Annotated in this window: 24 protein-coding genes; 11 read left to right on the top strand and 13 right to left on the bottom strand. The window is 42.2% G+C overall.

Annotated features, from left to right (window positions below; translation table 11 throughout):
* Positions 1-49: 49 nt before the first annotated feature.
* Genes EI164_RS03475 through EI164_RS03455 form a run of 5 tightly spaced genes read right to left on the bottom strand, consistent with a single transcriptional unit; the run spans position 50 to position 6,118 of the window.
* Positions 50-1,480: a hypothetical protein gene (locus EI164_RS03475; protein WP_192518610.1), complete on the bottom strand. Its 1,431-nt coding sequence runs from the start codon at positions 1,478-1,480 to the stop codon at positions 50-52.
* Complete coding sequence (locus EI164_RS03470; protein ID WP_192518609.1) at positions 1,458-2,615, bottom strand: TniQ family protein; 1,158 nt, start codon at positions 2,613-2,615, stop codon at positions 1,458-1,460. The genes EI164_RS03475 and EI164_RS03470 overlap by 23 nt, the downstream gene beginning before the upstream one ends.
* Positions 2,573-3,466, bottom strand: a complete 894-nt coding sequence (locus EI164_RS03465) for a TniB family NTP-binding protein (protein WP_192518608.1) — start codon at positions 3,464-3,466, stop codon at positions 2,573-2,575. Before EI164_RS03465 ends, EI164_RS03470 begins: the two co-directional genes overlap by 43 nt.
* Positions 3,466-5,481, bottom strand: coding sequence for a Mu transposase C-terminal domain-containing protein (locus EI164_RS03460; RefSeq protein WP_192518607.1), 2,016 nt, complete (start codon positions 5,479-5,481; stop codon positions 3,466-3,468). Before EI164_RS03460 ends, EI164_RS03465 begins: the two co-directional genes overlap by 1 nt.
* Positions 5,471-6,118 carry a TnsA endonuclease N-terminal domain-containing protein gene (locus EI164_RS03455; protein ID WP_192518606.1) on the bottom strand — a complete coding sequence of 216 codons (648 nt, stop codon included), beginning with the start codon at positions 6,116-6,118 and terminating at the stop codon, positions 5,471-5,473. The genes EI164_RS03460 and EI164_RS03455 overlap by 11 nt, the downstream gene beginning before the upstream one ends.
* 119 nt (positions 6,119-6,237) lie before the next feature.
* Here EI164_RS03455 and EI164_RS03450 point away from each other — a divergent pair, with 119 nt between their 5' ends.
* A complete protein-coding gene (locus EI164_RS03450; RefSeq protein ID WP_318779514.1) occupies positions 6,238-6,600 on the top strand; it encodes an amidohydrolase family protein in 363 nt (120 codons plus the stop codon).
* Between the two features lie 94 nt (positions 6,601-6,694).
* Here the strand turns inward: EI164_RS03450 and EI164_RS03445 are convergent, their stop codons facing one another.
* Positions 6,695-7,867 carry a cupin domain-containing protein gene (locus tag EI164_RS03445; RefSeq protein WP_192518605.1) on the bottom strand — a complete coding sequence of 391 codons (1,173 nt, stop codon included), beginning with the start codon at positions 7,865-7,867 and terminating at the stop codon, positions 6,695-6,697.
* A gap of 141 nt (positions 7,868-8,008) precedes the next feature.
* Between EI164_RS03445 and EI164_RS03440 the strand changes: the two genes are divergently transcribed.
* Positions 8,009-8,188 carry an NF038104 family lipoprotein gene (locus tag EI164_RS03440; RefSeq protein WP_192518604.1) on the top strand — a complete coding sequence of 60 codons (180 nt, stop codon included), beginning with the start codon at positions 8,009-8,011 and terminating at the stop codon, positions 8,186-8,188.
* Positions 8,189-8,212: 24 nt separating this feature from the next.
* On the opposite strand, the gene EI164_RS03435 is transcribed toward EI164_RS03440, so the two are convergent.
* The 3 genes from EI164_RS03435 to mnmA form a co-directional block, all read right to left on the bottom strand.
* Entirely contained in the window at positions 8,213-8,866 is a 654-nt protein-coding gene (locus EI164_RS03435) for a DUF2238 domain-containing protein (protein ID WP_192518603.1), read from the bottom strand.
* Positions 8,867-8,970: 104 nt separating this feature from the next.
* Entirely contained in the window at positions 8,971-10,374 is a 1,404-nt protein-coding gene (gene purB / locus EI164_RS03430; protein ID WP_192518602.1) for an adenylosuccinate lyase, read from the bottom strand.
* 93 nt (positions 10,375-10,467) lie between these two features.
* Positions 10,468-11,694 (bottom strand): tRNA 2-thiouridine(34) synthase MnmA, encoded by a 1,227-nt coding sequence (gene mnmA, locus EI164_RS03425; protein ID WP_192518601.1) that lies wholly within the window; start codon positions 11,692-11,694, stop codon positions 10,468-10,470.
* 380 nt (positions 11,695-12,074) lie between these two features.
* Between mnmA and ispF the strand changes: the two genes are divergently transcribed.
* The 5 genes from ispF to EI164_RS03400 all read left to right on the top strand — a co-directional run bounded on the left by ispF (position 12,075) and on the right by EI164_RS03400 (position 17,129).
* A complete protein-coding gene (gene ispF, locus EI164_RS03420; protein WP_192518600.1) occupies positions 12,075-12,575 on the top strand; it encodes a 2-C-methyl-D-erythritol 2,4-cyclodiphosphate synthase in 501 nt (166 codons plus the stop codon).
* Between the two features lie 139 nt (positions 12,576-12,714).
* Positions 12,715-13,065, top strand: coding sequence for a Grx4 family monothiol glutaredoxin (grxD, locus tag EI164_RS03415; protein ID WP_192518599.1), 351 nt, complete (start codon positions 12,715-12,717; stop codon positions 13,063-13,065).
* 178 nt (positions 13,066-13,243) lie between these two features.
* The gene (locus tag EI164_RS03410) at positions 13,244-13,774 is read left to right on the top strand and encodes a hypothetical protein (RefSeq protein WP_192518598.1); all 531 of its coding nucleotides are present in this window, start codon (positions 13,244-13,246) and stop codon (positions 13,772-13,774) included.
* Positions 13,775-14,052: 278 nt separating this feature from the next.
* On the top strand, positions 14,053-15,948 hold the full coding sequence (gene mnmG / locus EI164_RS03405) for a tRNA uridine-5-carboxymethylaminomethyl(34) synthesis enzyme MnmG (protein WP_192518597.1): 1,896 nt from the start codon (positions 14,053-14,055) through the stop codon (positions 15,946-15,948).
* Between the two features lie 221 nt (positions 15,949-16,169).
* The gene (locus tag EI164_RS03400) at positions 16,170-17,129 is read left to right on the top strand and encodes an AEC family transporter (RefSeq protein WP_192518596.1); all 960 of its coding nucleotides are present in this window, start codon (positions 16,170-16,172) and stop codon (positions 17,127-17,129) included.
* A gap of 191 nt (positions 17,130-17,320) precedes the next feature.
* Here EI164_RS03400 and EI164_RS03395 read toward each other — a convergent pair whose 3' ends face one another.
* Positions 17,321-19,576, bottom strand: a complete 2,256-nt coding sequence (locus tag EI164_RS03395; protein WP_192518595.1) for a TonB-dependent receptor plug domain-containing protein — start codon at positions 19,574-19,576, stop codon at positions 17,321-17,323.
* A gap of 439 nt (positions 19,577-20,015) precedes the next feature.
* Here EI164_RS03395 and EI164_RS03390 point away from each other — a divergent pair, with 439 nt between their 5' ends.
* From EI164_RS03390 to EI164_RS03375, 4 genes are all read left to right on the top strand, one after another.
* On the top strand, positions 20,016-21,170 hold the full coding sequence (locus EI164_RS03390) for a ChuX/HutX family heme-like substrate-binding protein (RefSeq protein WP_192518594.1): 1,155 nt from the start codon (positions 20,016-20,018) through the stop codon (positions 21,168-21,170).
* A 98-nt stretch (positions 21,171-21,268) separates the two neighbouring features.
* Entirely contained in the window at positions 21,269-22,156 is an 888-nt protein-coding gene (locus EI164_RS03385) for a heme/hemin ABC transporter substrate-binding protein (protein WP_225739087.1), read from the top strand.
* Positions 22,157-22,329: 173 nt separating this feature from the next.
* On the top strand, positions 22,330-23,316 hold the full coding sequence (locus EI164_RS03380) for a FecCD family ABC transporter permease (protein WP_192518593.1): 987 nt from the start codon (positions 22,330-22,332) through the stop codon (positions 23,314-23,316).
* Positions 23,317-23,330: 14 nt separating this feature from the next.
* Positions 23,331-24,170 carry an ABC transporter ATP-binding protein gene (locus EI164_RS03375; protein WP_192518592.1) on the top strand — a complete coding sequence of 280 codons (840 nt, stop codon included), beginning with the start codon at positions 23,331-23,333 and terminating at the stop codon, positions 24,168-24,170.
* A 150-nt stretch (positions 24,171-24,320) separates the two neighbouring features.
* Here EI164_RS03375 and EI164_RS03370 read toward each other — a convergent pair whose 3' ends face one another.
* The 3 genes from EI164_RS03370 to EI164_RS03360 form a co-directional block, all read right to left on the bottom strand.
* Positions 24,321-24,467: a hypothetical protein gene (locus EI164_RS03370; protein WP_192518591.1), complete on the bottom strand. Its 147-nt coding sequence runs from the start codon at positions 24,465-24,467 to the stop codon at positions 24,321-24,323.
* A 48-nt stretch (positions 24,468-24,515) separates the two neighbouring features.
* On the bottom strand, positions 24,516-25,517 hold the full coding sequence (locus EI164_RS03365) for an LLM class flavin-dependent oxidoreductase (RefSeq protein WP_192518590.1): 1,002 nt from the start codon (positions 25,515-25,517) through the stop codon (positions 24,516-24,518).
* A gap of 131 nt (positions 25,518-25,648) precedes the next feature.
* Positions 25,649-25,968 (bottom strand): transposase (locus tag EI164_RS03360; RefSeq protein WP_318779513.1); only part of this gene is annotated, 320 nt, incomplete at its 5' end.

The following is a 25,968-nucleotide window of genomic DNA, read 5'->3' as shown; positions in this document are numbered from 1 at the left end:
TATCATACTTATATTATATTAGTACCTAGTCAGGGTTTTAGCTTTAGACTCAAGCTATATATTTTGGTATCCAATAGTCTTGCTTTTTATAAGTTAAAATATTCATTTCGTCGCCTCCATGTTTTATAGTTATGGTTGCTAATGTCTTAAGACTAATTTGAGTATTGTGAAAATACGCCATACCAAGCTGCAACCATATTAACTGATCTTTGTCCGATAATGGCTTAGACTGATTATTGAGCGCCATCAGTTGCCTTTCGATCTCACTTCGATTGGCTTTTAAAACCGCATCTCTAGAGGGTTTTACACAAACTAAGCTTGACCCACATTTTTTATTCAAAAACATCACGAAACCATAAAGCGCATTACGTTGACCTTGCTTAATCAACAAATACCCGTCTATTTGTTCCTGATTTGGCGTATTTGAGCCTTCAAGTCTAAATTGAGTACATAGGTCTATTGCAGGCTGCAAGGCCAACCTGACTGATTTAAGCGATGTTTTGCCATTGAGTAGTTTCTGCTCTAAGTATGTATGGTATTCACTGATGCAGCGAGGTGCATCACCATCAAGTTTAGCCAAAAGACTAACAATACGCTCCTCCTCTACAATCTGATTTTTAATCTTAGGGTCTACTACAACTTGCTTGGTCTTGATCAGCCATCGTAGTGCTGTTAGATACTTACGCAGACCATTAGGCTTAAACTCATTCACCAATGATTCATAATCGGGTATCACGCCCCATAACCCATCACAGCGAACAAAGAAATCGATATAGTTATGATGTTTAAGCGCAGCAGTCTTGCTATCAAGCTCAGCCTCAAACCATATTGTGAAAGCAGTGTAAGCTTGTCTCATCACACCATCAGTCAAAAGATAAGTATTAATCTCGGCCTCATGCTTGAGTCTCTGTGACCAATAACAACTATCACATTTTTTACCCATACCAGCAGGCATAAGCTTATGGCAACTCTTGCAGGGTATCTCACCGAACTCATGGCATTTGCGACACATAACACCTGTATCAGTAGTGACAAGCTCTCTATATTTGTGACAAAGAGGACAAGTTTCTCTAAAATGACTTTGGTAGCAGCTTACGCATACCCCATGATCATGAGACAACTTTGAATAGCTACAAACCCCTCTTTCAAACTTACCGCACTCAAAACACTGTTTTTTGGTCTTAAAATAGCCCTGATAACAGGTTTGGCACACCCGCCCGTATTCCGTATTGGCTCCATCCTTAACCGCCTCGCCACCACAACGAGTGCAAGGCTGATTCATACGGCAAGCGCGACAGACGGCAAAAGCCTCTTTTTTGTGCAGACGATTTATCTCGCCGCACTGACTGCAAGGCTTTCTGATAAACCATATCCGATAACAATTCGCGCAGTAAGTATCGTTTTTATAGCGTCTTTTTATTTCAACATCTTTATTACCGCAGGAGTCGCATCGATGCTTAGCTTTTTTTATGTTTATCATAATTCTCCCTCATCTGCATCTTTCGCTTGAGTCTATTCCATGACGCCATCACAACTTCAGGTGAGGCAGGCTTTATATCTTCTGACTGCACCTCATACCGCCGTGTAGGTACTCTATGGAGTTGATCATATACATCACTAAAAGCTTTAGGGGTAATTGTACTTTTCGACCACTGAAAGCTATTTTGGGTGATATCAAGATCTAAGCAGACCTTGATCCAATTATCAGTATCTACCTGTAGTAAGTGATAGGCGCATTCAAGTAGTACTGTTCTCTCATCAACTGGTAGGTAGTCAAACCTAAGCGCTGTTTTAGGTAGGGATAGTGTAGTAGTATCAATTCCTAATGCAGCGATAAGCTTGCCAAACATATAGTTAGGGTTTTTCAGTCCTCGTCTAATCAGATTAATTAAAAATAACAGGTACTCAAACCACTGACACATGCTAACCACTTGCCCTAAAACAATGCCTTGCTTGCTAAAAAAGGCCTGATCCGCAAGCTTCTGAAACTCATAAAGAGTTTCGCTTGGCTTAATACCTGATATAGCTTGATCCAACTTATCATAACAGGCATGACAGCGATTGATAAACTGCTGCTCTGGGCTTAAAAGCTGGGGTTGGTAGGGCTGATTACAGTGTCCACAGTCTACTTGTAGAAATGTCTTATGCTTAGCGCAGCAGACAGACCATGTGAAGCGCCACTGCAATTTAAGGTAAGCCTCCTTATCGTCCTCCATGCAATCAGGGCAATAAGGATAGCCTAGTCTCGAATAGCGGTTGCGTTTTGATAAAGGTGCTGTCCATTGTAAGGGTGTTTTTTTATCTAATACAACGGATGTGTCCTTTGAGAAATCAATGAGTATCTGATCATCAAAAGTATCGACGTTATGACCTGTTAGCACCGCTATATCAGAAATTATTTGCTCGTCAAAATGATTAAAGCCTTTATCAGCGTCATACGTCCATATCCGATACTGGGGCCAATAATAGTAAGTAAAGGTCAAAGGACTACAGCCATGCTTAAGCGCGGCGCGTACCAACCATGACGTTAAGCTCTCACCATATAAAAAAGGTGTGGCAAAAGTTAGTGGTTTTACCCAATAATTTTGCGTAGCCCCTTGGTTGGTTTTAAACATGACTTACCCCTAATGTTCTCAACGGTAATTTCTTCTTCACCTGATTCAATAGCGCTAATAGCACAATCATTAATTAAGCGCTTAACATCACCAAGGTTGCCTGTGCTAATGCTGTATATTAGATTGACTTTTTCAGTCTCAATAAGTTTAGAGGGCCTTTTAAGCGGTAAAATCTTCTCAAAACTACCAACCAGACGTTTAAACTCTTTATCGTTGCGCCACAAAGACAGTTCAGCTACATCGAAGCGACTGGCGTGTTGCGGATCAGTATGTAGAATGCGAATAGCGTCTTTAGTGCCACATAGCACGATAGGCATGAGTAGCTCGTTGCATAAGAATTTAATGACATTCATGATGGCTCGTTGCTGTCTAGCAGTACCCGTGAGCATTGAGTGGACTTCATCGATAATGAGCATTTTGACGTTGGTGTGTCTAAAGGCGTTAACAACTTGGTATCTCAATTTACTAGCAGCATCGGTGGGTCTGTATGGTAACTGAAACGCTTCAATAATAGAGATATACAAATCCTTCTCACTGGCAGTTGGAGGTGCTTGTATTTTGATCAGAGGAATGATTAATTCCTCATCAGCCGTATAGTTATCTCCAAACTTGTCATAAAAACGGTTTATGATTGTGGTTTTGCCATTATTGGAATCACCAATAAGTAGCAAGTTTGGCATACGATGCTGCTTTACATGATTCATCAGCCCCTGCATAACATCAATAATCTCATTAGCAGTGCTGTAACCTACCCATCTTGGAGAATAGATAAATTCGATCCTCTGTTTATCGGGTAGATGAGCGATATGCCTAAACTTCTCATGAATGTGGGTATATAGAGATTCGCTCATCAGTCAATATCCTCAAAGTATAGGTCGTCATCGTTGTCATCAGACTCATCAAGGTTTACGCTTTTACTTAAAACCCTAGTTGATTCGGGCAAATCATTTAATACAACTACCTCTTCACTCTCGTCTGTTTTCAACTGCTCATACATTACCTGCGATTTAATGTGGGCTTTTTTACGCTGCTCACTTCTACGCATTTTTTTTGTTGCACTTTTAGACTCATCAACTAGGGTTTGCATGTCTTGTAATGCTTGGTATATCAGCGCCTCGTTAACGGTTCCTGACTCCTGCTTAACTTGTTTATAAATACTCTTATATTCCCAAAGGCTAATAGGTGGCAGAACTTGATTTGCCAGCGGCACAGGAAAGTATTGTAGTAACTCAGGGTCATAAAACCATATTCGAGTAATATCCCTCGGATCTTGTCTAAAGATAAATTTAGTCTTATTACCATTATCGTCCGTATGATTAATGAAGTTGTTTAAACAAGCATCGTAATACTGCAAGCCATCTATTGTTGCGCCATTTCTTTGAATGGTACGATCAATACTAGGCATAAAATCTAGTACCAGTGTATGAGGGTCTGATGGAATGGATGGCAACCCAACACCACTCTCAAAGCCATCACCATATATACCGATACGCCATTGTTCTTTAGGGCTGCGATCAATACTTGAATGTATGCTTTCGTGATAATCCATTGTGACATAGGTAAGAAACCACGTTTCAAACTCATGCAAGGTCAAACTGGCATGCTTTTCAGAGTTGTATTCGTCTTTTTCTTTGATATTAGAGAATGTAGTGCCCGGCAATTCATGAACACGCTTCATCATAGTGCCAATCAATCGCTCAATATGACCACCGTACTCAGGTCTTGCTACTGGTCTAAATTCAAGATTAATACCATGAAAGGCGCAAGATTTTTGCAAGCTTTGCGCTCTAAAATCCGATCCATTATCAACATGAATTTTCTTTGGCACACCAAAGACATTCCATTTCACATCGGATAATCCAAACTCAAGCAACAACTCATCTTTTGGTAAAATACTTCGTGAGATGCACATGCTCACTGAGGTAACAGAGGGTGCATCTAATGATATGTAGTAGCCTGTGACCATGCGACTATAAACATCAATAGCCACTGTAATGAATGGCCTACCAATAGGCTTTCTATGCTTGTCATCAACCAATATTAAATCTACTGGTGTATGGTCTATCTGAATAACACTAAGAGGGTATTTGGCATCAGGAAATTGCCCTGCTTTAGGGGTAAATTTTTGTTTAGCACGCTTTCTTTGACCACGACCGCGCAATAAGTCTTTTTCTTTAATCTCGCTGATACGGTTACGGATGGTATTCTTACTAGGTTTATCGATCCCCTCTAAGTGACAACGCCTAAAGATCTCTCTGATAGTAGCCTGTACATTAGGTCTTTGAACCGTAAGGTAGAAGTCATTAATGACATCGCCAATGATGTTTTCTATATTGTCATCTAGACGTTTAGCCCCTTTTCTCCACCCTCTTTTTTGGTCAATTAAAGAGCCGATTGATCCTGTTGATTGATAAGAATCAACCCATCGTCTAAGAGTACGAGTGGAAACACCTACTTCCTCGGCTCTTCTTATATAGCCTTGCTCACCTCGATAGTGATCCTCACCATACCAGTCGTCTTCCAAAATGAGTGGGGTAATAGCTAGGTACTTCTTTTGAGCTTCTTGCCACTCATCATCACCAATGTCATTAAGGTCAATGACAAACGAAGTATTTGCACCATCAGTTACATTATCAAAGTCATGGATGGATAAAACCTGATTGCTCAGTGTTTTTAAGTTTTTAAACACCGCCTGATTTAAGTCATCAAGGTATTCGATAAGCTGATATTCATCGTCATCGCTTTTATTACGATAAATGCCACCAAGCACCATTTGAATATGATCACGACTATATGGACTACTGGTATCGAAATGAGTGCTCATTCTTAACCCTATTGGTTTGGTTACTACTTCATTATTCAACATGCCAGACCTCCATTTGCAGATCTCGAACGTCGCTCCAAACATCAAACCCGATTTGCTTATTTGCCATTAAGTGCCAAACTAGTGCATGTCCATCAGGCCGATAAAGTGCTGATTTGAAGTATCTCGCCAAGATGTAGTCAACAGTGGTAATACCACGTTGCTCGATATCAGCAAGTATTACTTCAATCTCTTCCTTACTTACGCTTAAGGACTCATAAGCCCTCAGAAAGTTGATATTTTCAAGAGCCTCATGTCTAATCCTATCCTCATCGAATATGATGAACCTAACACCTTTTTCTTTGCAGTATCGCTTAGCTGCTTTCCACTTATCAGACCAGTCCCGCCAGTTTAGTTTCCACTCACTTTTTGGCTTAACCTCTGCAATAAAAGACTTACCTAATTTGGCATCTAGTTCCACATAGTAGTCAGGCGTGTAATGATAGGTTCTACCATTTTTAGTAAAAGGTATTTTCACAGGCTGAGGGGTTATGTTCTTAACGTCCTCTCGAAAAGCATGATAGATGATAAAATCTCTTTCTAAAGTCGATTCGTAAGCAAGTGGCTTTTTCTTGTAAGAAATGACACCTGAAACACTGCGTCTAGTCGGTTTTATCTTACGAGTTTGATGTTTGAACATTATGACACCTATTTCTGGTAATTTGTAAGTTTATGACAGCTATTACTGGTAATATATGACATTTATTCTAGGTAGCAATATGCTTCAGGCTAAAAAAAATGCTCTAATTATGACAGCTATTGTTGGAATTGACAGTAGGGGCAGGGACCAGCTTATCGATGCTGGCGACTTTATCAGAAGCTTATAAAGTTCAGCAACTACAGAAAAACCCATTATCAGCCCATCAAGGGTTGTACCAAATTACATTAGGCAATGCTCAGTCATTATTACTAGATGATAAAATCGGTAATTTTATGCCGAACAAAGAAGCTGATTTTGTTGTGATAAATATGGGTGGTACGGAGTTGCTTGAGCGGCGCATGACGCATACCAAGTCACTTGAAGAGCAATTGTTTGTATTGATGATGATGGGAGATGACAGGGTAATTGAGCAGACCGTTATCGCCGGCGTGAATCGTTATAAAAAATCGGTAACTGTATAGATCGTTTAAATGCGACTCAAAGTCTATTTATAGCTTTAATAAACAGACTTTGAGCGTGTTTTTTAACGATACTTCATTTGTTAGGGTTGTATCGTTATTCAGGATAATCGATCCAAACCCAGCCGTTTTCTAGCCATTCGCTTAAATCATCTATGTCAACACCCGCGACATCTTGACTGGTTAAATGCTCGCCACTGGCCAAGCGTATCAATACCGCCGTTGCGGTATCATCTAGGCCATCAATACGTTGACCGTTTGCATATAGTAGGATGCCATCATCAGTTTGGCTGTAGATTAAGCGATTATTATAGTCGGCTTGCAGTGTTGCGCCTTCAGCCAAGGCTTGCATCAATTCGTCCGTATTCAACGTTTCTTCTGGTACGAGCACATCATATTGACGCTTGCTCACCACTTCAGACACTGCTTGACGAATGATGTTGTCACCACGTTCAGATTGCAGCATTTGCAATAATTGGTTTTTAATGGCTTCGATACTGTCAGCTTGTAGCTCACCTGATGCTTGTAGCGCTTGTGGCAATAACATTGGTATGAATAAATCGCTGTCGTTGGTTGCGATATCAGCCATGCTATCGATGACTTGCATCAAATTGGGACGACGGCAACCAAACGAAAAGGTCAGGCAATCATCTTGTGCCATGCCAAAATGTGATAATTTAGGTGGTACATAAAGCACATCACCTGCTTCTAAGACTTCATCAAATATAATGTCACCCATATCATCAAAGAGTCTGATGGGCTCATCAGCGACAAACTCAGTGTCTTTATCACAAAATTTCCCCAACTGCCAACGACGATGACCATAACCTTGCGCCAAAAACACATCATAATCGTCATAATGTTTGCCTACTGATCCGCCTTCGGGCGCATACGACACCATAATGTCGTCACGCTGCCACTGCGGAACAAACTCAAAAGCTTGCCACAATTGACCCAGCTCAGGCGACCATTGTTCCAAATTCTGTACTAAAACTGTCCATTGTTCAGGTAAATTATCAAAATCTGTTTCAGTCAATGGGCTTTTTTTTAGCTGCCACTGTGGTTGACCAGCAGTCTTGGTTGCAGACTGGGTCAGTAGGCGTGCTGAAGCATCTTCTTCTAGCGCTAAGCCTAGCATATCATCAGGATCAAACATGCCGACCAGCTGTGGCAAGCCTTGCTTGATCAGCAGTGGTTTTTTTTGCCAATATTCTGCTAGGAATTGTTCAGCAGTGATAGAGGCTGGCAAGCATAGAGGTATAGAATTCATGAGTAAATCCGTGTCTTTATATAGATATAAGATTAATGGTGATGATTGCTTTATAGGAATGTTTTAATAGTTTATGATTATCACCTATCTGATGGCTAATAATAATTACTATCAGAGCATACAATCAATGGTAGGAAATTTATGAAAAAATTACATTTTATCGTCATTATTGCCAGTGTGTTCTTAATACAAGGCTGTGTACATAAGCTTGTGACTGTACCTGCTAAAATCGCTTACAAAACCACGAAAGGTGTGGTGAAAGGTACGGTTGCAGTGGGTAAAGCCATCATACCGGGTGATAGCGATGATGAAGATAACTAATTCGTTGTTCGTTTATGGTTTGTATTAACGATTTGCTTGTGATTCTAATTCTATTGTCTCGTTACGAGTTTGGTATAAAAGAGTACTTGCAGCAATAAGTCCACCGAGTAATGCTAATGCCATGTCTTTGTGGGCATCCCAAACATCACCTTGCTGACCATTATAAGCTTCTGCTGCTTCTGGCGATAAGGTGGTGGCGATTCCCCATTCTAATAGCTCATAGAGCAAACTGGATGACATGTTAACCATGAGCGCAATGGCTATCAAAAGTTTGATGGATGATATCTTAAAGATAAATTTTGAGCTCTCAACCATCGCACTGAACAGCAAAAGCCCATAGCTAAAATGTACTAGCCTGTCATACATATTCCGCTGCCAACCAAATAAATCGTTTAAGCTGACGCCAAATATGAGCTGTGTCCAATCATCATAGGGCACATATGAGTATAGATAACGCGCACCGATAATATGAATGAATAGAAATATCGAAGCGAGGGTATAGGCGCGCGAGCTAATATGCCAATAGCGATAGGCTAGCAGCATCAACCCTAAAAAAATCAAGGTACCCAACTGATGTAGTAGGTAGCTTGACCATTCTAGAGGCTCAATACTTGCCAGCACCATTACGATGAATACCGCAACAGTACTGACAACCACAGATTTAAAATTTCGCTGCATTTTGCTCACTTACTTTTTGCTTGCTATTAGGGCGTGTTCTCATTTTAAAAATAGTGATAAAAATGAGAACACGCCCTAGTAATTAGTCGAATGGCTAATGGTGGTTAAAGCTTGGCAATCCAATCTTTAATGGTAAGGGCTTGCTCAGTGGCATTACCAATATAAGTCGCTGGTGTCATGTCACGTAGGCGTGCTTTGTCAGCGTCGCTCACGGTAGACAGTTCATCACTTTCAACAAACGTTAGCATAGCTTCGCGAGTCATGGCGTTACCACGGGTCAATGCTTTAAGCTTCTCATATGGGTTTTCCACACGGTAGCGACGCATCACGGTTTGAATCGGCTCAGCCAATACTTCTTGTGCATTGTTCAAGTCGTCATTCAAACGCTGTGCATTTAGTTCAAGTTTACCAACGCCTTTCAAGCAAGCATCAAAAGCGATCATGCTTTGTGCCAGACCAACACCGATATTACGCAGTACGGTTGAGTCTGATAAATCACGCTGCATACGTGAAATTGGTAGCTTTTCACCCAGATGTGCCAACATGGCATTGGCAACGCCCAAGTTACCTTCAGAGTTTTCAAAATCAATCGGGTTGACTTTATGCGGCATGGTAGAAGAACCCACTTCGCCATCTTTTAGACGCTGTTTGAAATAGCCTAAGCTGATATATTGCCAAATATCACGGTTAAAATCGATCAAGATAGTATTAAAGCGTTTGACCGCATCAAATAGCTCAGCGATATAATCGTGTGGCTCAATCTGAGTGGTGTAAGGATTAAAGGTTAGCTCCAAACGCTGATTGATAAATGCTTCAGCATGTGATTGCCAATCTACATCAGGATAGGCTGAAAAATGAGCGTTATAGTTACCAACCGCACCATTGATTTTACCCAATAGCTCAACTTGACCAATTTGTTTGATTTGGCGGGCTAGGCGATAGGCCACGTTTGCCATTTCTTTGCCAAGGGTCGTTGGGCTGGCTGTCTGACCATGTGTGCGCGACAACATAGGCTGCTCGGCATGATTGATGGCCAAATCAACGATGCTATCGGTTACTTGCTGCATTTTAGCAACCACAATCTCGCGGCTGTCTTTTAGCATCAACGCATATGATAAGTTGTTTATGTCTTCACTGGTACAAGCAAAGTGGATGAATTCTAGTGAATCAATGAGTGCGTCCTGACCACGAAATTTGTTTTTGATAAAGTATTCAACTGCTTTTACATCGTGATTGGTCGTGGCTTCGATGTCTTTGATGGCTTGCGCATCTGCTTCACTAAAATCATCAACAATAGCATTTAAAAAAGCATTCGTTGCCTCATCAAATGCTGCCAATTCGCCGATAGCGCTATTATCAGCCAATGACTGCAACCAGCGAATCTCAACGGTGACGCGAGCTTTGATCAGACCGAATTCAGATAAATAAGGACGTAAACTGTCGGCTTTAGACGCGTAACGACCGTCGATTGGAGAAAGGGCTGTCAAGGCAGAAAAAGAGGTGGTCATAATGATCCTTTAAATGGTTGTTGAGAATTAAAAATGAAAGAAAAAAGATAATAAATTAAACGATGTAGCCCATTTAGATGACTATCGAGTGAGTTAAAACCCACATGGCGCATCGATAGATTCAATCACACCGCCACCCAAACAGACATCATCGATATAAAAAACGGCTGACTGACCGGGAGTGACGGCACGTTGTGGTTTATCAAATATAACGCGGACGTCGCTTCCGTCATCACTTGTCGCAAAAACGCGACACGCTTGGTCTAGCTGGCGATAGCGTGCTTTGGCCATACAGCGTAAACCTTTTAGACTAAAAATATCGCTAGGTGGCAAACCATCTACCCAATCCATTTTATAAGCCGTCAGCTCATTACTGAGCATCATTGGATGTTCGTGTCCTTGACCGACGATCAACTGATTTTTATCCAAATTTTTTGCCAGTACAAACCAAGGCTCCTCAGGACGATCTTTGACACCGCCGATACCGATACCGCCACGCTGACCTAAGGTGTAATACATCAGACCATCATGAGTACCGATAGTATGCCCATCGTCGGTCACAATATCGCCTTTTTGGGCAGGCAAGTACTGTTGTAAAAAGTCTTTGAAACGGCGTTCACCGATAAAGCAAATACCTGTAGAGTCTTTTTTATTGGCAGTAATTAGGCCATGTTCTTCAGCAATTTGACGAACAACAGGCTTTTCAATTTCACCCACTGGAAATAGCGTCTTGGCAAGCTTATCACCACCTACCGCATGTAAGAAATAGCTTTGATCTTTATTATTATCCAGACCACGTAATAGCTGAGCGACTTCATCGCCATCAGCATTGGTGTAATTCACACTGCGGCGCGTATAATGACCAGTCGCAATATAATCAGCACCCAGAGTCAATGCATAGTCCAAAAATGCTTTGAATTTGATTTCTTTGTTGCATAAAATATCAGGATTGGGTGTGCGACCGGCTTTATATTCGGCTAAAAAGTGTTCAAAAACGCGATCCCAATACTCCATCGCAAAGTTGGCAGTATGTAGTTTGATGCCAATTTTATCGCACACTGATTGTGCGTCAGCTAAGTCATCCATCGCTGTACAGTATTCTGTACCATCATCTTCTTCCCAGTTCTTCATAAACAGGCCTTCTACCTTAAACCCTGCTTGCTGAAGTAGGACGGCAGACACAGAAGAATCGACACCACCTGACATACCAACAATCACATGCTTGCTGCTAGGATTATCGATATCGGCAAGCGTCAAAGTACGCTGGGCGCTGAAAGAATCAGAAACGGGTATGCTTGATGTATTTTGGGTGGCTGACATAAGACGGCTCAACTATTTATACCTTAATGTAAAATTTGATATGACCCTACAAACTGATACTGCTTACTAAAACTAATAGATTTAGTAAGTTGACCAAATTGACACTGTCACCTCATCTTTTGGATTCGGTATTATGATAAAATAAGCGTCATATTATACCAGTTAATTGAAACTGGTGGCGACCTATGGCGGCTTACTGCCTTCAAAAAACCTTTAAAAATTCAGATATAGCTCATCCTCTATAAACTGGATACTGTGTCAGCCTCACTCAGCCTACTATTTGTAGTGCTTTGACTTGGCTTCCCTGTATCCGGATTATATCGAGCTAACCATAGTAGTTTTGAAGTATTTTAATCATGCTCAATTAATTTGGAATAATAATGATAAAAATTGGTCAAGGTATCGATGTCCATGCTTTCCATAATAATGGTCAGCAGCAGCAATATGTCATATTAGCAGGTGTGCCTATTGCGCATAGTCATAGTCTATTGGCACATTCTGATGGCGATGTGGTGTTGCATGCGCTCGCTGATGCATTGCTTGGTGCACTTGCGCTGGGTGATATCGGTCAGCACTTCCCTGATACCGATGCAGCACATGCTGGCTTGGACTCACGAGTATTATTACGTTATGTCTATGGTAAGGTACAAGAAGCTGGTTATACGCTAGGTAATGCTGATATTACGGTGATGTGCGAACGTCCAAAACTTGCGCCACACAGTCAAGACATGCGTGAAAATATCGCCAGCGATTTACAAACAGCGGTGAATAATATCAGTGTTAAAGCGACGACCACTGAAAAATTGGGCTTTACAGGTCGTCAAGAGGGCATCATGGCGAGTGCCGTGGTATTATTAGTTCCTCATATAGCTGAGGTTTAACCATTATTGGTTTAACCAATATATAATCATACTTGTAATATGGTGACGACTACCCCATGTATCAGCCATCTCTTTACTCAATTATATTTTTAATATAAATAACTGTTTTCAATGAACCGCTTTATCAATAGGAGCTTTTATGACTGAGCAAACCCCAAATACTGCTGCAAACGATGTTGAACAGCTGATCCGTGATCAAATTAAAGACAATAAAGTTATTATTTACATGAAAGGCACGCCACAATTTCCACAGTGTGGTTTTTCAGCACGTTCTATTGAAGTATTGACTCAAATTGGTCGCCCGTTTGCGTTTGTTAATATTTTAGAGAACCCAGAAATCCGTGCGACTTTGCCTAAAGTTGCCAATTGGCCAACCTTTCCACAGCTGTGGATTGATGGTGAGCTAATGGGTGGTTCTGATATTATTTTACAAATGTATCAATCAGGTGAGCTAAAGCCGTTGATTGAAGCAAACAGTCCTGCCGCTTAGTTGCTATATAGCTTATTTAAGATTTTTTGTTAAGCTTATAAGTGTTATGTATAAAAGCCCGAGCCAGTCCTTCAGTGGTCGCTCGGGCTTTTATTGTTTTTGTCTATTTCGACCCCATATATGACTTAAGAACAAGGTGTGTTGAACATCATAAAAATACGAATAATAAGAGAGTGTTATGAGTAGTCAATCAATAGAGCAACAAGCCATTGAGGCAGAAGCTGCCGAGCAAGCAGAAATCGAAAAACGTCGCGAACGCTTAACCAACGAATCCACACGCATTATTGAGATAGCGGCTAATGAGCCATATTCAGCGTTGAAATGCATTCATCAGCTTAGTGTGGCGGGTGGTGCGACAGAAGCAACTTATATTGCTATTGAGCAACGTATTGTCGCAGATCAAGATGCTGCAGGTGCTTATCATTTGGCCTTGTTGGCTCAGAACACGCCTGACTTACCGATTGACGCCCGTCAGCTTATAGAGCTGGTCGTGGGCAAAGGTGATAACCAGCAGCGTCTCGCATTACTAAAAAACTTGCCATTGCCGCCAGTTGAGTTGATTAAAGCGCAAATTTTAGCCAGTGATGATGGTGATGCGATTGGTCAAATGAATGCGTACCTGCAAATCAATCCAGAAGGCTATGGCAGTCAGCATATGCTTGCTAGTGGTCAGTCAGATCAAGTCGTACCACTTAGCCCTGGTAAGTAAGACCCATGTTGATAGCCAGGCTTTATGGATAGATAGGCTTTGCAACTGAGCATTATTTTATAACTGAATTTTAATAGTTTTTGCTGTGACGTTTTTTAAGTTGAAAAAAATTGTTATAATGATGGGTTATCTAATCAATAATTAACGGCTTATTCAAGTCGTTAACTTTTCTAAACCCGACTGACGTTTATTTGCTGATTATCCTATTATTTAACCATGATTTTTTGGTGGTAATGGTTTTTGGCCAATAGTGACGTTATGAGTCAAGTGAGGCATATATGCAATACCCAAAACATTACGACGTGATAGTGATCGGTGGTGGTCATGCTGGCACAGAAGCTGCACTGGCAGCTGCGCGTATGGGTGCGCAGACCTTGTTATTGACCCATAATATCGAGACGCTTGGGCAGATGAGCTGTAATCCTGCGATTGGTGGTATTGGTAAGTCGCATTTGGTGCGTGAGATAGATGCGTTAGGTGGGGCGATGGCGCTGGCGACAGACAAAGCAGGTATCCAGTTTCGTGTATTGAATAGCCGTAAAGGCGCTGCTGTTCGTGCCACACGTGCGCAAGCAGATCGTATTTTATATAAAGCCGCTATTCGTCATACGTTAGAGAACCAGCCAAACCTTGATTTGTTTCAGCAAGCGGCCGATGATATTTTGGTCGAAAACGGTCGTGCTACAGCGGTTGTCACTTCAACGGGTATCATTTTTAAAACCCAAACTGTGGTATTAACTTCAGGAACGTTTTTGGGTGGCGTTATCCATATTGGTCTAGAGAATTCCAAAGGTGGGCGAGCAGGTGACCAACCTTCTATTAAGTTGGCCGATCGTTTGCGTGAGCTAAAACTACCAGTAGGGCGTCTAAAGACAGGTACGCCAGCTCGTATAGATGCACGTAGCGTTGACTTCAGTGTGATGACGGTTCAGCCAGGTGATACGCCACTACCAGTGATGAGCTATATGGGTGATGTGTCTATGCATCCAGAGCAGGTCAATTGCTATGTCACGCATACCAATGCGCGCACCCATGACATTATCCGTGAGAACCTAGATCGCTCGCCGATGTTCTCTGGCAAAATCGAAGGCGTGGGTCCACGTTATTGTCCATCGATTGAAGACAAGATTCATCGTTTTGCAGACAAAGACAGCCATCAGATATTTATCGAGCCAGAAGGTCTGACCACGCATGAGCTATATCCAAATGGTATTTCGACCAGCTTACCATTTGATGTGCAATTAGAGTTTATTCATAGTATGAAAGGGTTAGAGAACGCGCACATTACTCGTCCGGGCTATGCGATTGAATATGATTATTTTGATCCACAAAACTTAAAACCAACGCTTGAAACCAAGTCTATCGATGGTTTGTATTTTGCTGGTCAAATCAACGGTACGACTGGCTATGAAGAAGCGGGCGTGCAAGGTTTGTTAGCAGGTACAAACGCCGCTCTAGAAACCCAAGATAACAGCGAGTTTGATGTGTGGACACCGCGCCGTGATGAAGCGTATCTAGGCGTATTGGTGGATGATTTGATTACTCATGGTACGACTGAGCCGTATCGTATGTTTACCAGCCGTGCCGAATATCGCCTATTGTTACGTGAAGACAATGCCGATCAACGCTTGACTGAGACTGGGCGTAAACTGGGCTTGGTAGATGATGTGCGCTGGCAGGCGTATCAAGAAAAAATGGAAGCCATCGCTTCAGAAACGTCACGTCTAAAAGACATGTGGGCAACCCCTGGCAACGCGCTAGGCAAACAGGTTGCTGAGCAAACGGGTGAAGTGTTATCAAAAGAAGCGACTGCTTATGATTTGCTCAAGCGTCCGCAAATACATTTTGCTGATATCGCTGCCATCACTGATTCGCAGGTCGATACGCAAGTAGGCGAGCAGATTGAGATTTCTGTCAAATACGCAGGCTACATTGATCGTCAGCAAGAAGATATTGATCAGATGAAGCGTTTAGAAAATACCGCGCTACCGATGGACTTTGATTATAGTGCAGTCTCTGGCTTATCAAATGAGATTGTGCAAAAGCTCACGCAAGTTCGTCCTTCGACTTTAGCCCAAGCCGGACGAGTGAGTGGTGTGACACCTGCCGCCATTCAGCTGCTAGCCATGACAGTCAAAAAGCACAAAAAAGCGAAGGCAGCATTAGAGTCATAGCAGTTTCATGCTATATAAATAGTGTCTAAAAGCCCATAGCAATTTTTTGTTATGGGCTTTATTTATTCAAAATAGAATCTTCATTAAAAGAAAGCAGTCTGTAACCTTGTCTTACTTGCTGCATTCTCTCTATACTAAGTCAGAAAAACGTCTTACTATTTGCTAATTTATCTCGCTGATGTCCATACTATGGTGGGCATACTACCGAACTGAGCCTATTTATGCTTGATGCCATTGTATTTGCCATTACCATCGTTTTACCCAACCTTGCCTTAATGTGGTTGGGCTTTTTTATGCAAAGAAAGGGGCAGGCGAGTAAGGTCTTTGTCGATCAAGCTTCAAGCTTCGTTTTTAACTACTGTTTGCCTTGTTTGCTGTTTTTTAGTCTGGTTGATAGTGATGTTGATTATGCCAAGCAAATCACCTTAATTATTGCCGGCATTTTAGTCACCTTTATTCTATTTATTGGTGCAGAGATTTACGCCAAGTGCTTTGTTAGCAAACCTGCTGACCAAGGTGTCTTTGTGCAAGGCGTATATCGTAGTAACATGGCCATTATAGGTCTAGCCACCGTGGCCAACGCTTATGGTGAGAGCGGCTTGAGTATCGGTGCGGTTTATATGGGTGTGGTGACAATCCTATTTAATATCTTAGCGGTGATTACACTGAGCCGTGTGTCTAAGAGTGTGAATGATACTTGGCACAGCCGCAGCGTCATGATAGGTAAAAAGCTACTGACCAATCCCCTTATTTTAGCGCTGGTCAGTGCCTTTATTTATAAAGCCCTGCCATTACCACCACTCACTGGTGTGATTCATACCACGGGTGATTTATTGGCCGCTGTTGCACTACCGCTTGCCCTTATTTGTGCAGGTGCCAGTATTGATATGAAATCTATGTTACATCCTTCAGGGTTATCGATGCAGGCGAGTATTGGCCGAATTATCATTGCACCATTGGTTGCCATTGGTGTGGGCTTGGCATTTGGTTTATCAGGCGTGCATATGGGTGTGCTGTTTTTGATGGTGGCGTCACCTGCTGCGGCTGCCAGTTATGTCATGGCCAAAGCCATGGGTGGTAATGCGATCTTAGCAGCCAATATTTTAGCATTTACCACCGTGGTTGGTATGTTTGGCATGGCCGTTGGGGCAGCCATATTACGTGGACTAGGGTGGATGTAAGAGTTGATATCGACTTTTATACCAAGTACTCAAAGTAAGAGTAGCCTTGTTATTCTAATTTTTCGAATGTTCAACACGTTCTGGTTTGATGATCAAGTATCATTAAAAAATCCAGTATCGCAATAGTGATACTGGATTTTTTCTTATATAAGAAGGTGCTGTCTGATGGTCAGGATAGTCGCTAATTTTTATTACCAATGATAGCTGGCACCCACTAGCCATTCACGGTTATCAAGAGGACTATAGTCGTTATCATCGAACGCGTCGCGCTGAACATCGAAAATGTTATTAATGGCAGCATAAAGGCTTAAGTTTGCAGTGGCGTCATAATTAATCTTCGTATCAAATGTCCACCATGATGGCGAGTAAGATTGCTCACTGGTATCAATAAGCTGCTCTGATTCGTAATTGAGACGAGGAATGAGCTGTACCTGATCGTTAATCTGATAATCAAGTGCCAGCATTGCCTTATGATTTGGCTGATAGGTGAGCTCACTGTCAGTTGTATTGTTATGAGTGTGAATGTAAGCATAGTTTGCTTGGAGCTTAGCATTATCATCAATCCACCAGTTTAGTCCGATGTCACCGCCGTAAGTTTCTGCACTCTCAACATTCATGTATTTATAAACAGCAATACCGTTCACAATGACTGCGTCATCAACCTGAATCAAGTCTTTGATGTCGTTATAAAAACCATTAATACTGAGGTTGAGGGTATCACTTAATTGACTTTGATAGCCAACTTGATAACTGGTTGAAGTCTCAGGCTCTAGTTCGCTATTGCCCGTTACTTTATAGCCATAATTACTGTGGTCAAAAATATAATAGCGTTCTTTTAGGTTAGGTACACGGTAACCACCACCGATGCTACTGCGGAAACTATGCTCACGACCACTGGCATCTAGATAGTTGTATTTGACTGCTACTTTTGGTGCGACGTGATCACCAAAATCCTCGTCATCTTGATAGCGGATGCCACTCAGAATCTCCCAATTATCACCAATGAGCCAGTCATCTTGTAGGTACATTTCACCCACATCACGGCTGACATCGTCTTCAGTCAGCTCACTGACTTGGTTGTTGGTCTGGGTTAACTCGTCTTTTTGTAATTGTCCACCTATTTGTAACAGGTGAGTATGATCATCAGACAGTACTAATGCAGGAAAATCAAGCTGAGCTTGTGCAAGGGTAGTGGTGATATTGGTATCACGATCTGTGGTAACCGTTTGCCCATTTTTAGACTCCGAATCACTTTGATAGTCTTCATACAATGCTTGCCCTGATAGCTTATAGGTTTTGCTACGGTCGTTACTATGCGGGGCAATATCCGCACGGGCACCAATGCTAAACCGCTGTCTGGTGATATCTTCATTGGTTTGATAATCTAGATAATTGCCTTTGGAATAGTAATCAAAGAGGCTAGTGTCGTCTTCTTTATATTGACTTGCCTCTACCCAGTATTGTGAGTTGCTGATTAAACGAGTATTTTCCTCGCTATTAACTGTTTTACTATCAATTGCTTTGTCTGATTGACCATCAGGGGTATAGCTTAAGCGTGCGCTAACCTGTGACTGCTCACTGGCATCTTTTAGCTGCGCCCATGCATCTGGATCTAAGCTTAAGCCTGCATCGTCTAAATAAGAACCAGATAGTCTGGCATGTATACGATTACCTTCATCCAATGCCCCTTCGATACTGGCTTCTACATAGCGCTTATTTGCATCGAAATTATTGCCAGATGGGTTTTGTTTACCATTACTGGCGATTTCTGTGGTGATATGTCCTTTTGTCTCGCTGATAGGTTTGGTAATAATATTAATAACACCGCCCATCGCCGCACTACCAAACTGAGCAGAGGCCGCCCCTTGTACGACTTCAATCTGTTCGATATCCACGTTCATATATTGGTTTAGATTGACGGTTGAGTTAGTACTGGCAGTAATGGGTAAGCCATCAATGAGCACCAATACCTGGTCACCAGTAAATCCTTGCATACTAACTTGATAGCCAGTTTTGCCGTGCACTTCGCTAAGATAAACATTGGGCAGAAGCGCTAAGGCATCTTTTAATGTGTGTGCATGGTTGTCATCTAGTTTTTGCCTATTCAATATCTGTACTCGTACAGGGGCATCACTGAGCGTACGATCTGAGCGGGTAGCGGTCACCACAATAGGATCGAGTTGGGCGCTTGGCATCCCTTGATCGTCAGTCGTGTCGTTGCTTATGTCATTATTGGTGTCATTATTGGTGTTACTGAGTGATGCCTTTGTTTCTAATGATGCCGCTTGTGCTGATAGTGGTGTCAATACTGATAGGGCTAATGCGATACCAATGGCCAAGGGGTGACGACTAAGTAGTGGTTGACGTATCGCTGCGTTTGCATAATTTGACACTAGGTTTGGTACTGTTTTTCGCGTGATAAGTGATTTGGATGTGAATATAGACATGAGTAAAACCACCACAATAAGAGTAAAAGATAGAAAGAATGTGTCGTCAAAAATATTTTTAGCTAAGATGTGAGCTAAAAAATGGCAGAACATAAACTGACGGCAGGTTACGTAATGAACTAACTTTAGCAACAGAACAGGGGTATATTATTACTAATAAGAATGATTATCAATATGTAAATAATAATTATTATCATTTACATTTTAAGTGAAGATGGTCATAATGTTCCTTATTCTGTGTCAATATGAAAAAAGGCAAACATCATTTACCATCAGAATTCATCGCTTTTTTATTGTCTTTTTTAATGACAAGCCCTATTGGAATGTGTTGAATATTCACAACCAGGCACTTCTATGATCAAACCCGCACATTCCTTCTTAAATAGATAGACACGAAATTATTCGTTGTGTCATTACTGATTATTTTATGGATATTACTATGAGTCGATCACTATCATTAACCCAAAAAAATACCGAGCTTTGGCAACAATATCAAAATAAAAAAACACAAGTTCCGATGCTGTTTCCGACTGAAGGCTCGAAAGCGTTAGGTGTCAGTGAGTTTGAGTTGATGTTAGCGTCACCTTTTAGCCAATATATTGGTGTTCAATACAAAGAGGTTTTGAAGCAGTTTGAGAGCTTCGGTCAAGTAGAGAGTATCGTCAGAAATGGATTGGCTGTGCACGAAAAAACCGCGCAATATCATAATTTAAAGCTTGGTGAAAAGATGGGTTTGGCGCTCAATGTTGGTGGTTTGGATTTGCGCTTTTTTATGTGGCGTTGGCAGCATATGCTTGCCGTTACTGACACCAGCAACCCAGATAAGCTGTCTTATAGTATTCAGTTTTATGATGAGCAGGGTGCAGCAATTGATAAGGTGTATTTACGTGAATTGACTGAGGATAATATCGCGCGCTGGCAAGATATGATTGCACAGCAGTTTGGGACGGTCAGTACTGATGAGCTTACTTTAACGGCACCGACCGCCCTTAAGGGTTGGCAGTATAAGGCGTTGAGCAATGATAAATGTCAAGAGTTACAACAAGGTTGGCTTGGAATGACCGATGTGCATCAGTTTCATGGCTTATTACAAAAGCTAGATATTGATCGTGCCAGTAGTTATCGTCAAGCACCTGCGGGAATGACACAGTCGCTAAATATCGATGCTGTTGCTGCTACTTTTGAGCAGGCACGAGACGCTCAATGTTCTATTATGATCTTTGTGGGTAATAGCGGCATCGTGCAGATTCAAACTGGACAAGTACATACCCTTAAGCGCATAGGCGATTGGTTCAATATTCTTGATAAAAATGAGACTAATTTTACCTTACATTTAAAAGACAAAGGTTTGGCGCAAGCCTGGTGCGTCAAACGTCCGACCAAAGATGGCATCGTGACTTGCATTGAAGGTTTTGATCGTTATGGGACGAGCGTATTTAGTGTGTTTGGTCAGCGTATCGAGGGAACGCCTGAGCTTGAGGCGTGGCAAACCATTGCAGCAGATATCGCTACAGAATATGCAGAAGATAGCCGTGTTGCATCAGACAACCATACAGCCGCTATCGTCTCTGCATCGGCTGAGCAGTTTGCCTAAACTATTTACAGTAATGAGTCACATGCATGATTAATATTGTCATTGCTTAAAGTGTGGTTGCGATTTGCTATTGCTGAATGCTAAAACAAGGAACATTTATGCTGTCCCCGATGTCTTTCTTTTCTACATCTTTATTACCTAATAACGTGCTAAGCGATAAAGTACTAAGCCATAAAAAATATGACTCAAAACGAATCATGGCCGTCACTATGGTTTTAAGTATTGTTGCTATACCATCATTGTCCGCACAAGCTTATGATCGTATTGTGGCTATGAGTCCAGATGTCGCCGATGTCATCGTTGCGCTTGGTGCTACCAATAAGTTGGTTGGTAAAAATGCAACCAATAGCAACCCTGCCTTAAAAAATGTGCCAACAGTCGGTATGCATCGCAATATCACCGCTGAGTCCGTACTGGCAGTCAAGCCCGATTTGGTGCTTGGTAGTTATATGGTGCAACCGTCTAGTGTCTATCAGCGTTTGAATGGTTTAAATGTCAAAGCCGTCAATGTCGCTCCTAAAGAAGATGTAGCTACTTTTATCAGTAGTATTAAGACCATTGGTAATTACGTTGGCAAAAAAACTCAAGGCAACACACTTGCTAATAGCTGGAACAAAGGCATGACACCGATGGCCAAAACGGGTAAGCGTTACTTGCTCAGCTACGATGGCCGTATTGTCGCTGGAAAGGGCACCGTTGGTGATGAGCTCATACGTCGCGCTGGTGGTATCAACGCTGCCAACGTTTCAGGGCTTAAACCATTGTCACGCGAAGGTTGGCTCGCTGCTAAACCTGATGTCATTATCATCGCTGATCATAACAAAGCCGTGGTCGGTGGCGTCGAGAAGTTTAGCCAACGTCCGGAAATTGCGGCCAGTGCTGCAGGTAAAAAGGGTGGGGTATACTTTTGGCCAGCAGATGAGTTTTTACGTTACGGTTTAAACTCACCGAAAGTGCTTAAAAAACTCAATTCAGTCGCAAAATAATTGACGTTTTTGACTATAGTCAAAGAATTTTAAAATGGCTACAAGGCAGCCGACTATAGATCGTACAGACATTACATTTAGGAAGGGTAACGCCGTAACGGTTTAGTAGTTCTCTGACTAACAGCGTAATCTTTAGCATTTAACCTCTTATATTTGATATAACGACACGTCATATGGCAAATACGATTACCGCGGCAGCGCCTGCTCAAGCCCGTAAACATAAATATAGCGTCTATTACATCTTTGCGGCCTTAGCATCATTGCTGCTTATTTGGTTGGGACTCGGTATTGGTTTTGGCGAATGGTCAAATCCTGCTCATCTCGATGAGACTATCTGGCAGCTGCGTTATCCACGGGTGGCGACTGCATTATTGGTTGGTATGGCGTTGTCTGTTAGTGGGGCTGCACTACAAGCCTTATTTGAAAACCCTTTAGCGGATCCCAGTTTAATCGGAACGTCAGGTGGTGCTGCGCTTGGTGTTGTTCTAGTATTGGCATTAGGGTTTGGTGGTATCGGTATACCGCTTGCTGCATTTACCGGTAGTGTGTTGGTGTGTTTATTTATTTTGGCTTGTCATCGGTTTTTGGGTGGTGGTCAAATGGGATTGCTGATTTTAGGCTTTGTCATCAGTGCATTTTGTGCTGCGATCGTGAGTCTTATTTTATTTATGTCTGATGATATGGTCTTGCGCAGTGCGACCAATTGGTTATCTGGCAGTATGGCGGAGGCAGGGTTTGTGCCGCTCCGATATTCTATTATATCTATGGTGCTTGGTTTAGTGATTTTATTACCATTAGGACGGCAGCTGGATGGTCTAATGCTTGGTGAGATGGCGGCAAAGTCTTTAGGTATTAAAGTAGGAGTGGTACGTTGTATGGTGGTTGTCGCGTCTGCATTGCTAACAGGGGCGGCGGTGTCTTTGGCGGGTGTGATTGGTTTTATTGGAATGATGGTACCGAACTTACTTGCTATCTTGTTCGGTGGTGGGCGCATGCGTCTGATGATTTGGTCAGGGTGGCTAGGCGCGATGCTCTTGCTTGTTATTGATGGTATGGCTCGCCACATCGCTTATCCAGTAGATGTGCCTGTTGGTATTGTGCTGGCGCTGCTTGGTGGTCCATTCTTTATTTGGTTGTTTGTCCGTAGTAGCCGTCGTTGATATGAGTGAGACATATGTTTAATTTACCTTTTTCCTTGACGGCAAAAGAGTCGTCTATAAACACAGAAGATAGCTTGCACAATAACACTAGCCAGTTATTGTCCATGAAAAATATTCACATCACTCATGGTGATAAAATACTATTGAGTATTGACGCGCTAGCATTGCCTAGCCAAAAACTGGTTGCTTTTATTGGCCCAAATGGTGCTGGGAAAAGCACGCTGCTGCATTCGATACTAGATCAGCATACGGGTGTCGGTCTTAAGACAGCCGGTCAAATCATGGTTCAAGATCAGCCCATCGCTGAGATACTCAGGCGCGGCCATATCGCTTGGGTTGGACAACACGAACGATTTGAGTTGCCATTAACGGTTCTGGATTATGCCTTGCTTGGCGTGTCACCCAATCTGGCATGGTATCAACATCCAAATGGTAAACATATTAGCCGTGCGCATAATTTACTTCATGATTTTGAGCTGACCTCACTGATTGGTGCTCGTGTACAGACGCTATCAGGTGGCGAAAAACAGCGTTTGGCTATCGTGCGTGCGCTGATGCAAGACACTCAAATTATGATGTTTGATGAACCGACCAATCATTTGGATATTCGTCATCAGCGTTTTTTGTTCCAGTATTTGTCTGATTTGGTTCGATATCAGTGCAGAAGTATCCTTGTTGTGCTGCACGATCTTACGCATGCTCATCGTTATATGGACGAAGTAGTATTGTTAGATGAAGGTCATATTGTGGCACAAGGGACACCTAATGAGGTGATGACTAGTGAACAGCTGAGTGCTGTTTATCAGGTGGATATTAAAGCTCATCAAACTGAAGATGGTTTGGTGTTTGTTTAGTCCGTTTAATATTTAATGTTCAGACTGAGGATACGCTCCAACTAAAAAAACCTCTTTGTCATATAACGATAAAGAGGTTTTTTCTGAAACAGAAAATGCCGTTAGCCGATACCTGATTTCGATACCTAAGCTTGATGCTTAAGTATTAAGCTACTGACGATTGTTACGCTTGTCTTCACGGCGTTGTTTATGCTTTGGACTGGTACGGTAGGTCAAATAACCGCCGATACACATGACTGCGATAAATGCGACAATGTACAAAAATATTGATGAACCAATAAAAGTAGAAGCGTCCATAGTTTTCTTCTTATTAGGGTGTATCAATAATTATGCAAACGTCCTATATCATTGTAAAGTAAACAAATTTAGTTCAGTTGTAAGTTCAAGTGAACGTAGGCGTGCGGCTTGGTTATGAATATTGGCAGTGACAATCAGCTCGTCGGGCTGGTGCGTGGCAACAAAGGCAGCAAGTTTTGGTTTAACGGTTTCGACAGAATCAATAAATGATACCGACAACGCATTGTCTACCATTGTCTTTTCTGCTTGACTCCAGACACTGTCCATATCGTGAGTAGGCTTTGGTATTTGACCTGTTTCACCGCGGCGCAAACGTACAAAGCTTTGCTGCGCTGAGGTAAAGTGGTATTGCGCGGTGGCATCATCATCAGCCAGTAATAAATTTGCCGCGAGCATTACGTAAGGCTTTTCTAAATAAGCCGATGGTTTGAACTGTTCACGGTACGTTGCAAGCGCTTGCGTCAGCATTTGCGGTGCAAAGTGTGAGGCAAACACATAGGGCAGTCCTAGGTGAGCGGCTAGCGATGCGCCAAACGTGGATGATCCTAATATCCAAACTGGCACGTTTGATTTTGCACCTGGAAATGCCTGTACTTGACTGTTATCAGTATTATCACCCAAAAAATACATCAACTCTTGCACATCTTGAGGAAAACGATCAGCATCCTGCATCTGACGGCGTAACGCCTGAAACGTCGCCCCATCAGTACCAGGTGCACGGCCCAAACCCAAGTCAATACGGTCACCATAGAGCGCTTGCAAAGTGCCAAATTGCTCGGCAATCATGAGCGGGGCATGGTTGGGCAGCATAATGCCGCCTGATCCAATACGAATACGCTGGGTTTGGCTGCCAATGTGTGACAACAATACGGACGTGGCTGCACTGGCAATACCAGGCATGTTGTGATGCTCTGCCATCCAATAGCGGTTTAAGCCAGATTTTTCTGCTTGTTGCGCGGTTTGAACCGTTTGGGCAATGCCTTCTGCAATGGTTTTACCCTCAGGTACGGGGGCCAGATCTAAAAATGATAAGGGAATGGTTGTACTCATAAGTCACCTGTTCTATAGAGTTAAAGTCACTCATGACTTTGTTGACAGTCTTATAGGCTGCTCATAACAAAATATTGAGTGCTTGACCCTTAACATAATGGGGCGGTTATTATGAATATAAAACCCCACTCTCAACTTGAAATAAGCAAATCAAACTGAAGAGGCGGGTTACCAAGTTTTTTATTGAGTACAAAGCACAGATTATGCGACAGAATCTTACGAATCAATCGATGAGACAAATGCCATAAATCTCTTGCTCGTACCTTTTGTATATTAAATCGTTCTGATAACTGACCAATGACTGTTTCAACGATACGGCGGGCTTTCATTAGCCGTCTTACCACAGGTTTGGGTCTATCTTCTTTCATATTAGCTCTGAGTGGCGTTTGTAAATCTACTCCTTGAGCGTCGTAGTACGATGTCAGACTCGGGCTGATATACCCTTTATCAG

The organism is Psychrobacter sp. FME13 (assembly GCF_014861395.1).
GTDB lineage: Bacteria > Pseudomonadota > Gammaproteobacteria > Pseudomonadales > Moraxellaceae > Psychrobacter.
This window is presented reverse-complemented; position numbering and strand designations above follow the sequence as displayed.

What these genes read in the sequence shown, in the direction of transcription:
- EI164_RS03440 (WP_192518604.1), top strand. Translation starts at nt 8,009, where the DNA reads ATGAAAAAATTACATTTTATCGTCATTATTGCCAGTGTGTTCTTAATA.
- EI164_RS03470 (WP_192518609.1), bottom strand. Translation starts at nt 2,615, where the DNA reads ATGTTTAAAACCAACCAAGGGGCTACGCAAAATTATTGGGTAAAACCA.
- EI164_RS03375 (WP_192518592.1), top strand. Translation starts at nt 23,331, where the DNA reads ATGTTTAATTTACCTTTTTCCTTGACGGCAAAAGAGTCGTCTATAAAC.
- EI164_RS03435 (WP_192518603.1), bottom strand. Translation starts at nt 8,866, where the DNA reads ATGCAGCGAAATTTTAAATCTGTGGTTGTCAGTACTGTTGCGGTATTC.
- grxD (WP_192518599.1), top strand. Translation starts at nt 12,715, where the DNA reads ATGACTGAGCAAACCCCAAATACTGCTGCAAACGATGTTGAACAGCTG.
- mnmG (WP_192518597.1), top strand. Translation starts at nt 14,053, where the DNA reads ATGCAATACCCAAAACATTACGACGTGATAGTGATCGGTGGTGGTCAT.
- EI164_RS03385 (WP_225739087.1), top strand. Translation starts at nt 21,269, where the DNA reads ATGCTGTCCCCGATGTCTTTCTTTTCTACATCTTTATTACCTAATAAC.
- EI164_RS03400 (WP_192518596.1), top strand. Translation starts at nt 16,170, where the DNA reads ATGCTTGATGCCATTGTATTTGCCATTACCATCGTTTTACCCAACCTT.
- EI164_RS03410 (WP_192518598.1), top strand. Translation starts at nt 13,244, where the DNA reads ATGAGTAGTCAATCAATAGAGCAACAAGCCATTGAGGCAGAAGCTGCC.
- EI164_RS03380 (WP_192518593.1), top strand. Translation starts at nt 22,330, where the DNA reads ATGGCAAATACGATTACCGCGGCAGCGCCTGCTCAAGCCCGTAAACAT.
- EI164_RS03445 (WP_192518605.1), bottom strand. Translation starts at nt 7,867, where the DNA reads ATGAATTCTATACCTCTATGCTTGCCAGCCTCTATCACTGCTGAACAA.
- EI164_RS03455 (WP_192518606.1), bottom strand. Translation starts at nt 6,118, where the DNA reads ATGTTCAAACATCAAACTCGTAAGATAAAACCGACTAGACGCAGTGTT.
- EI164_RS03475 (WP_192518610.1), bottom strand. Translation starts at nt 1,480, where the DNA reads ATGATAAACATAAAAAAAGCTAAGCATCGATGCGACTCCTGCGGTAAT.
- EI164_RS03460 (WP_192518607.1), bottom strand. Translation starts at nt 5,481, where the DNA reads ATGTTGAATAATGAAGTAGTAACCAAACCAATAGGGTTAAGAATGAGC.
- EI164_RS03465 (WP_192518608.1), bottom strand. Translation starts at nt 3,466, where the DNA reads ATGAGCGAATCTCTATATACCCACATTCATGAGAAGTTTAGGCATATC.
- EI164_RS03370 (WP_192518591.1), bottom strand. Translation starts at nt 24,467, where the DNA reads ATGGACGCTTCTACTTTTATTGGTTCATCAATATTTTTGTACATTGTC.
- mnmA (WP_192518601.1), bottom strand. Translation starts at nt 11,694, where the DNA reads ATGTCAGCCACCCAAAATACATCAAGCATACCCGTTTCTGATTCTTTC.
- EI164_RS03390 (WP_192518594.1), top strand. Translation starts at nt 20,016, where the DNA reads ATGAGTCGATCACTATCATTAACCCAAAAAAATACCGAGCTTTGGCAA.
- ispF (WP_192518600.1), top strand. Translation starts at nt 12,075, where the DNA reads ATGATAAAAATTGGTCAAGGTATCGATGTCCATGCTTTCCATAATAAT.
- EI164_RS03395 (WP_192518595.1), bottom strand. Translation starts at nt 19,576, where the DNA reads ATGTCTATATTCACATCCAAATCACTTATCACGCGAAAAACAGTACCA.
- purB (WP_192518602.1), bottom strand. Translation starts at nt 10,374, where the DNA reads ATGACCACCTCTTTTTCTGCCTTGACAGCCCTTTCTCCAATCGACGGT.
- EI164_RS03365 (WP_192518590.1), bottom strand. Translation starts at nt 25,517, where the DNA reads ATGAGTACAACCATTCCCTTATCATTTTTAGATCTGGCCCCCGTACCT.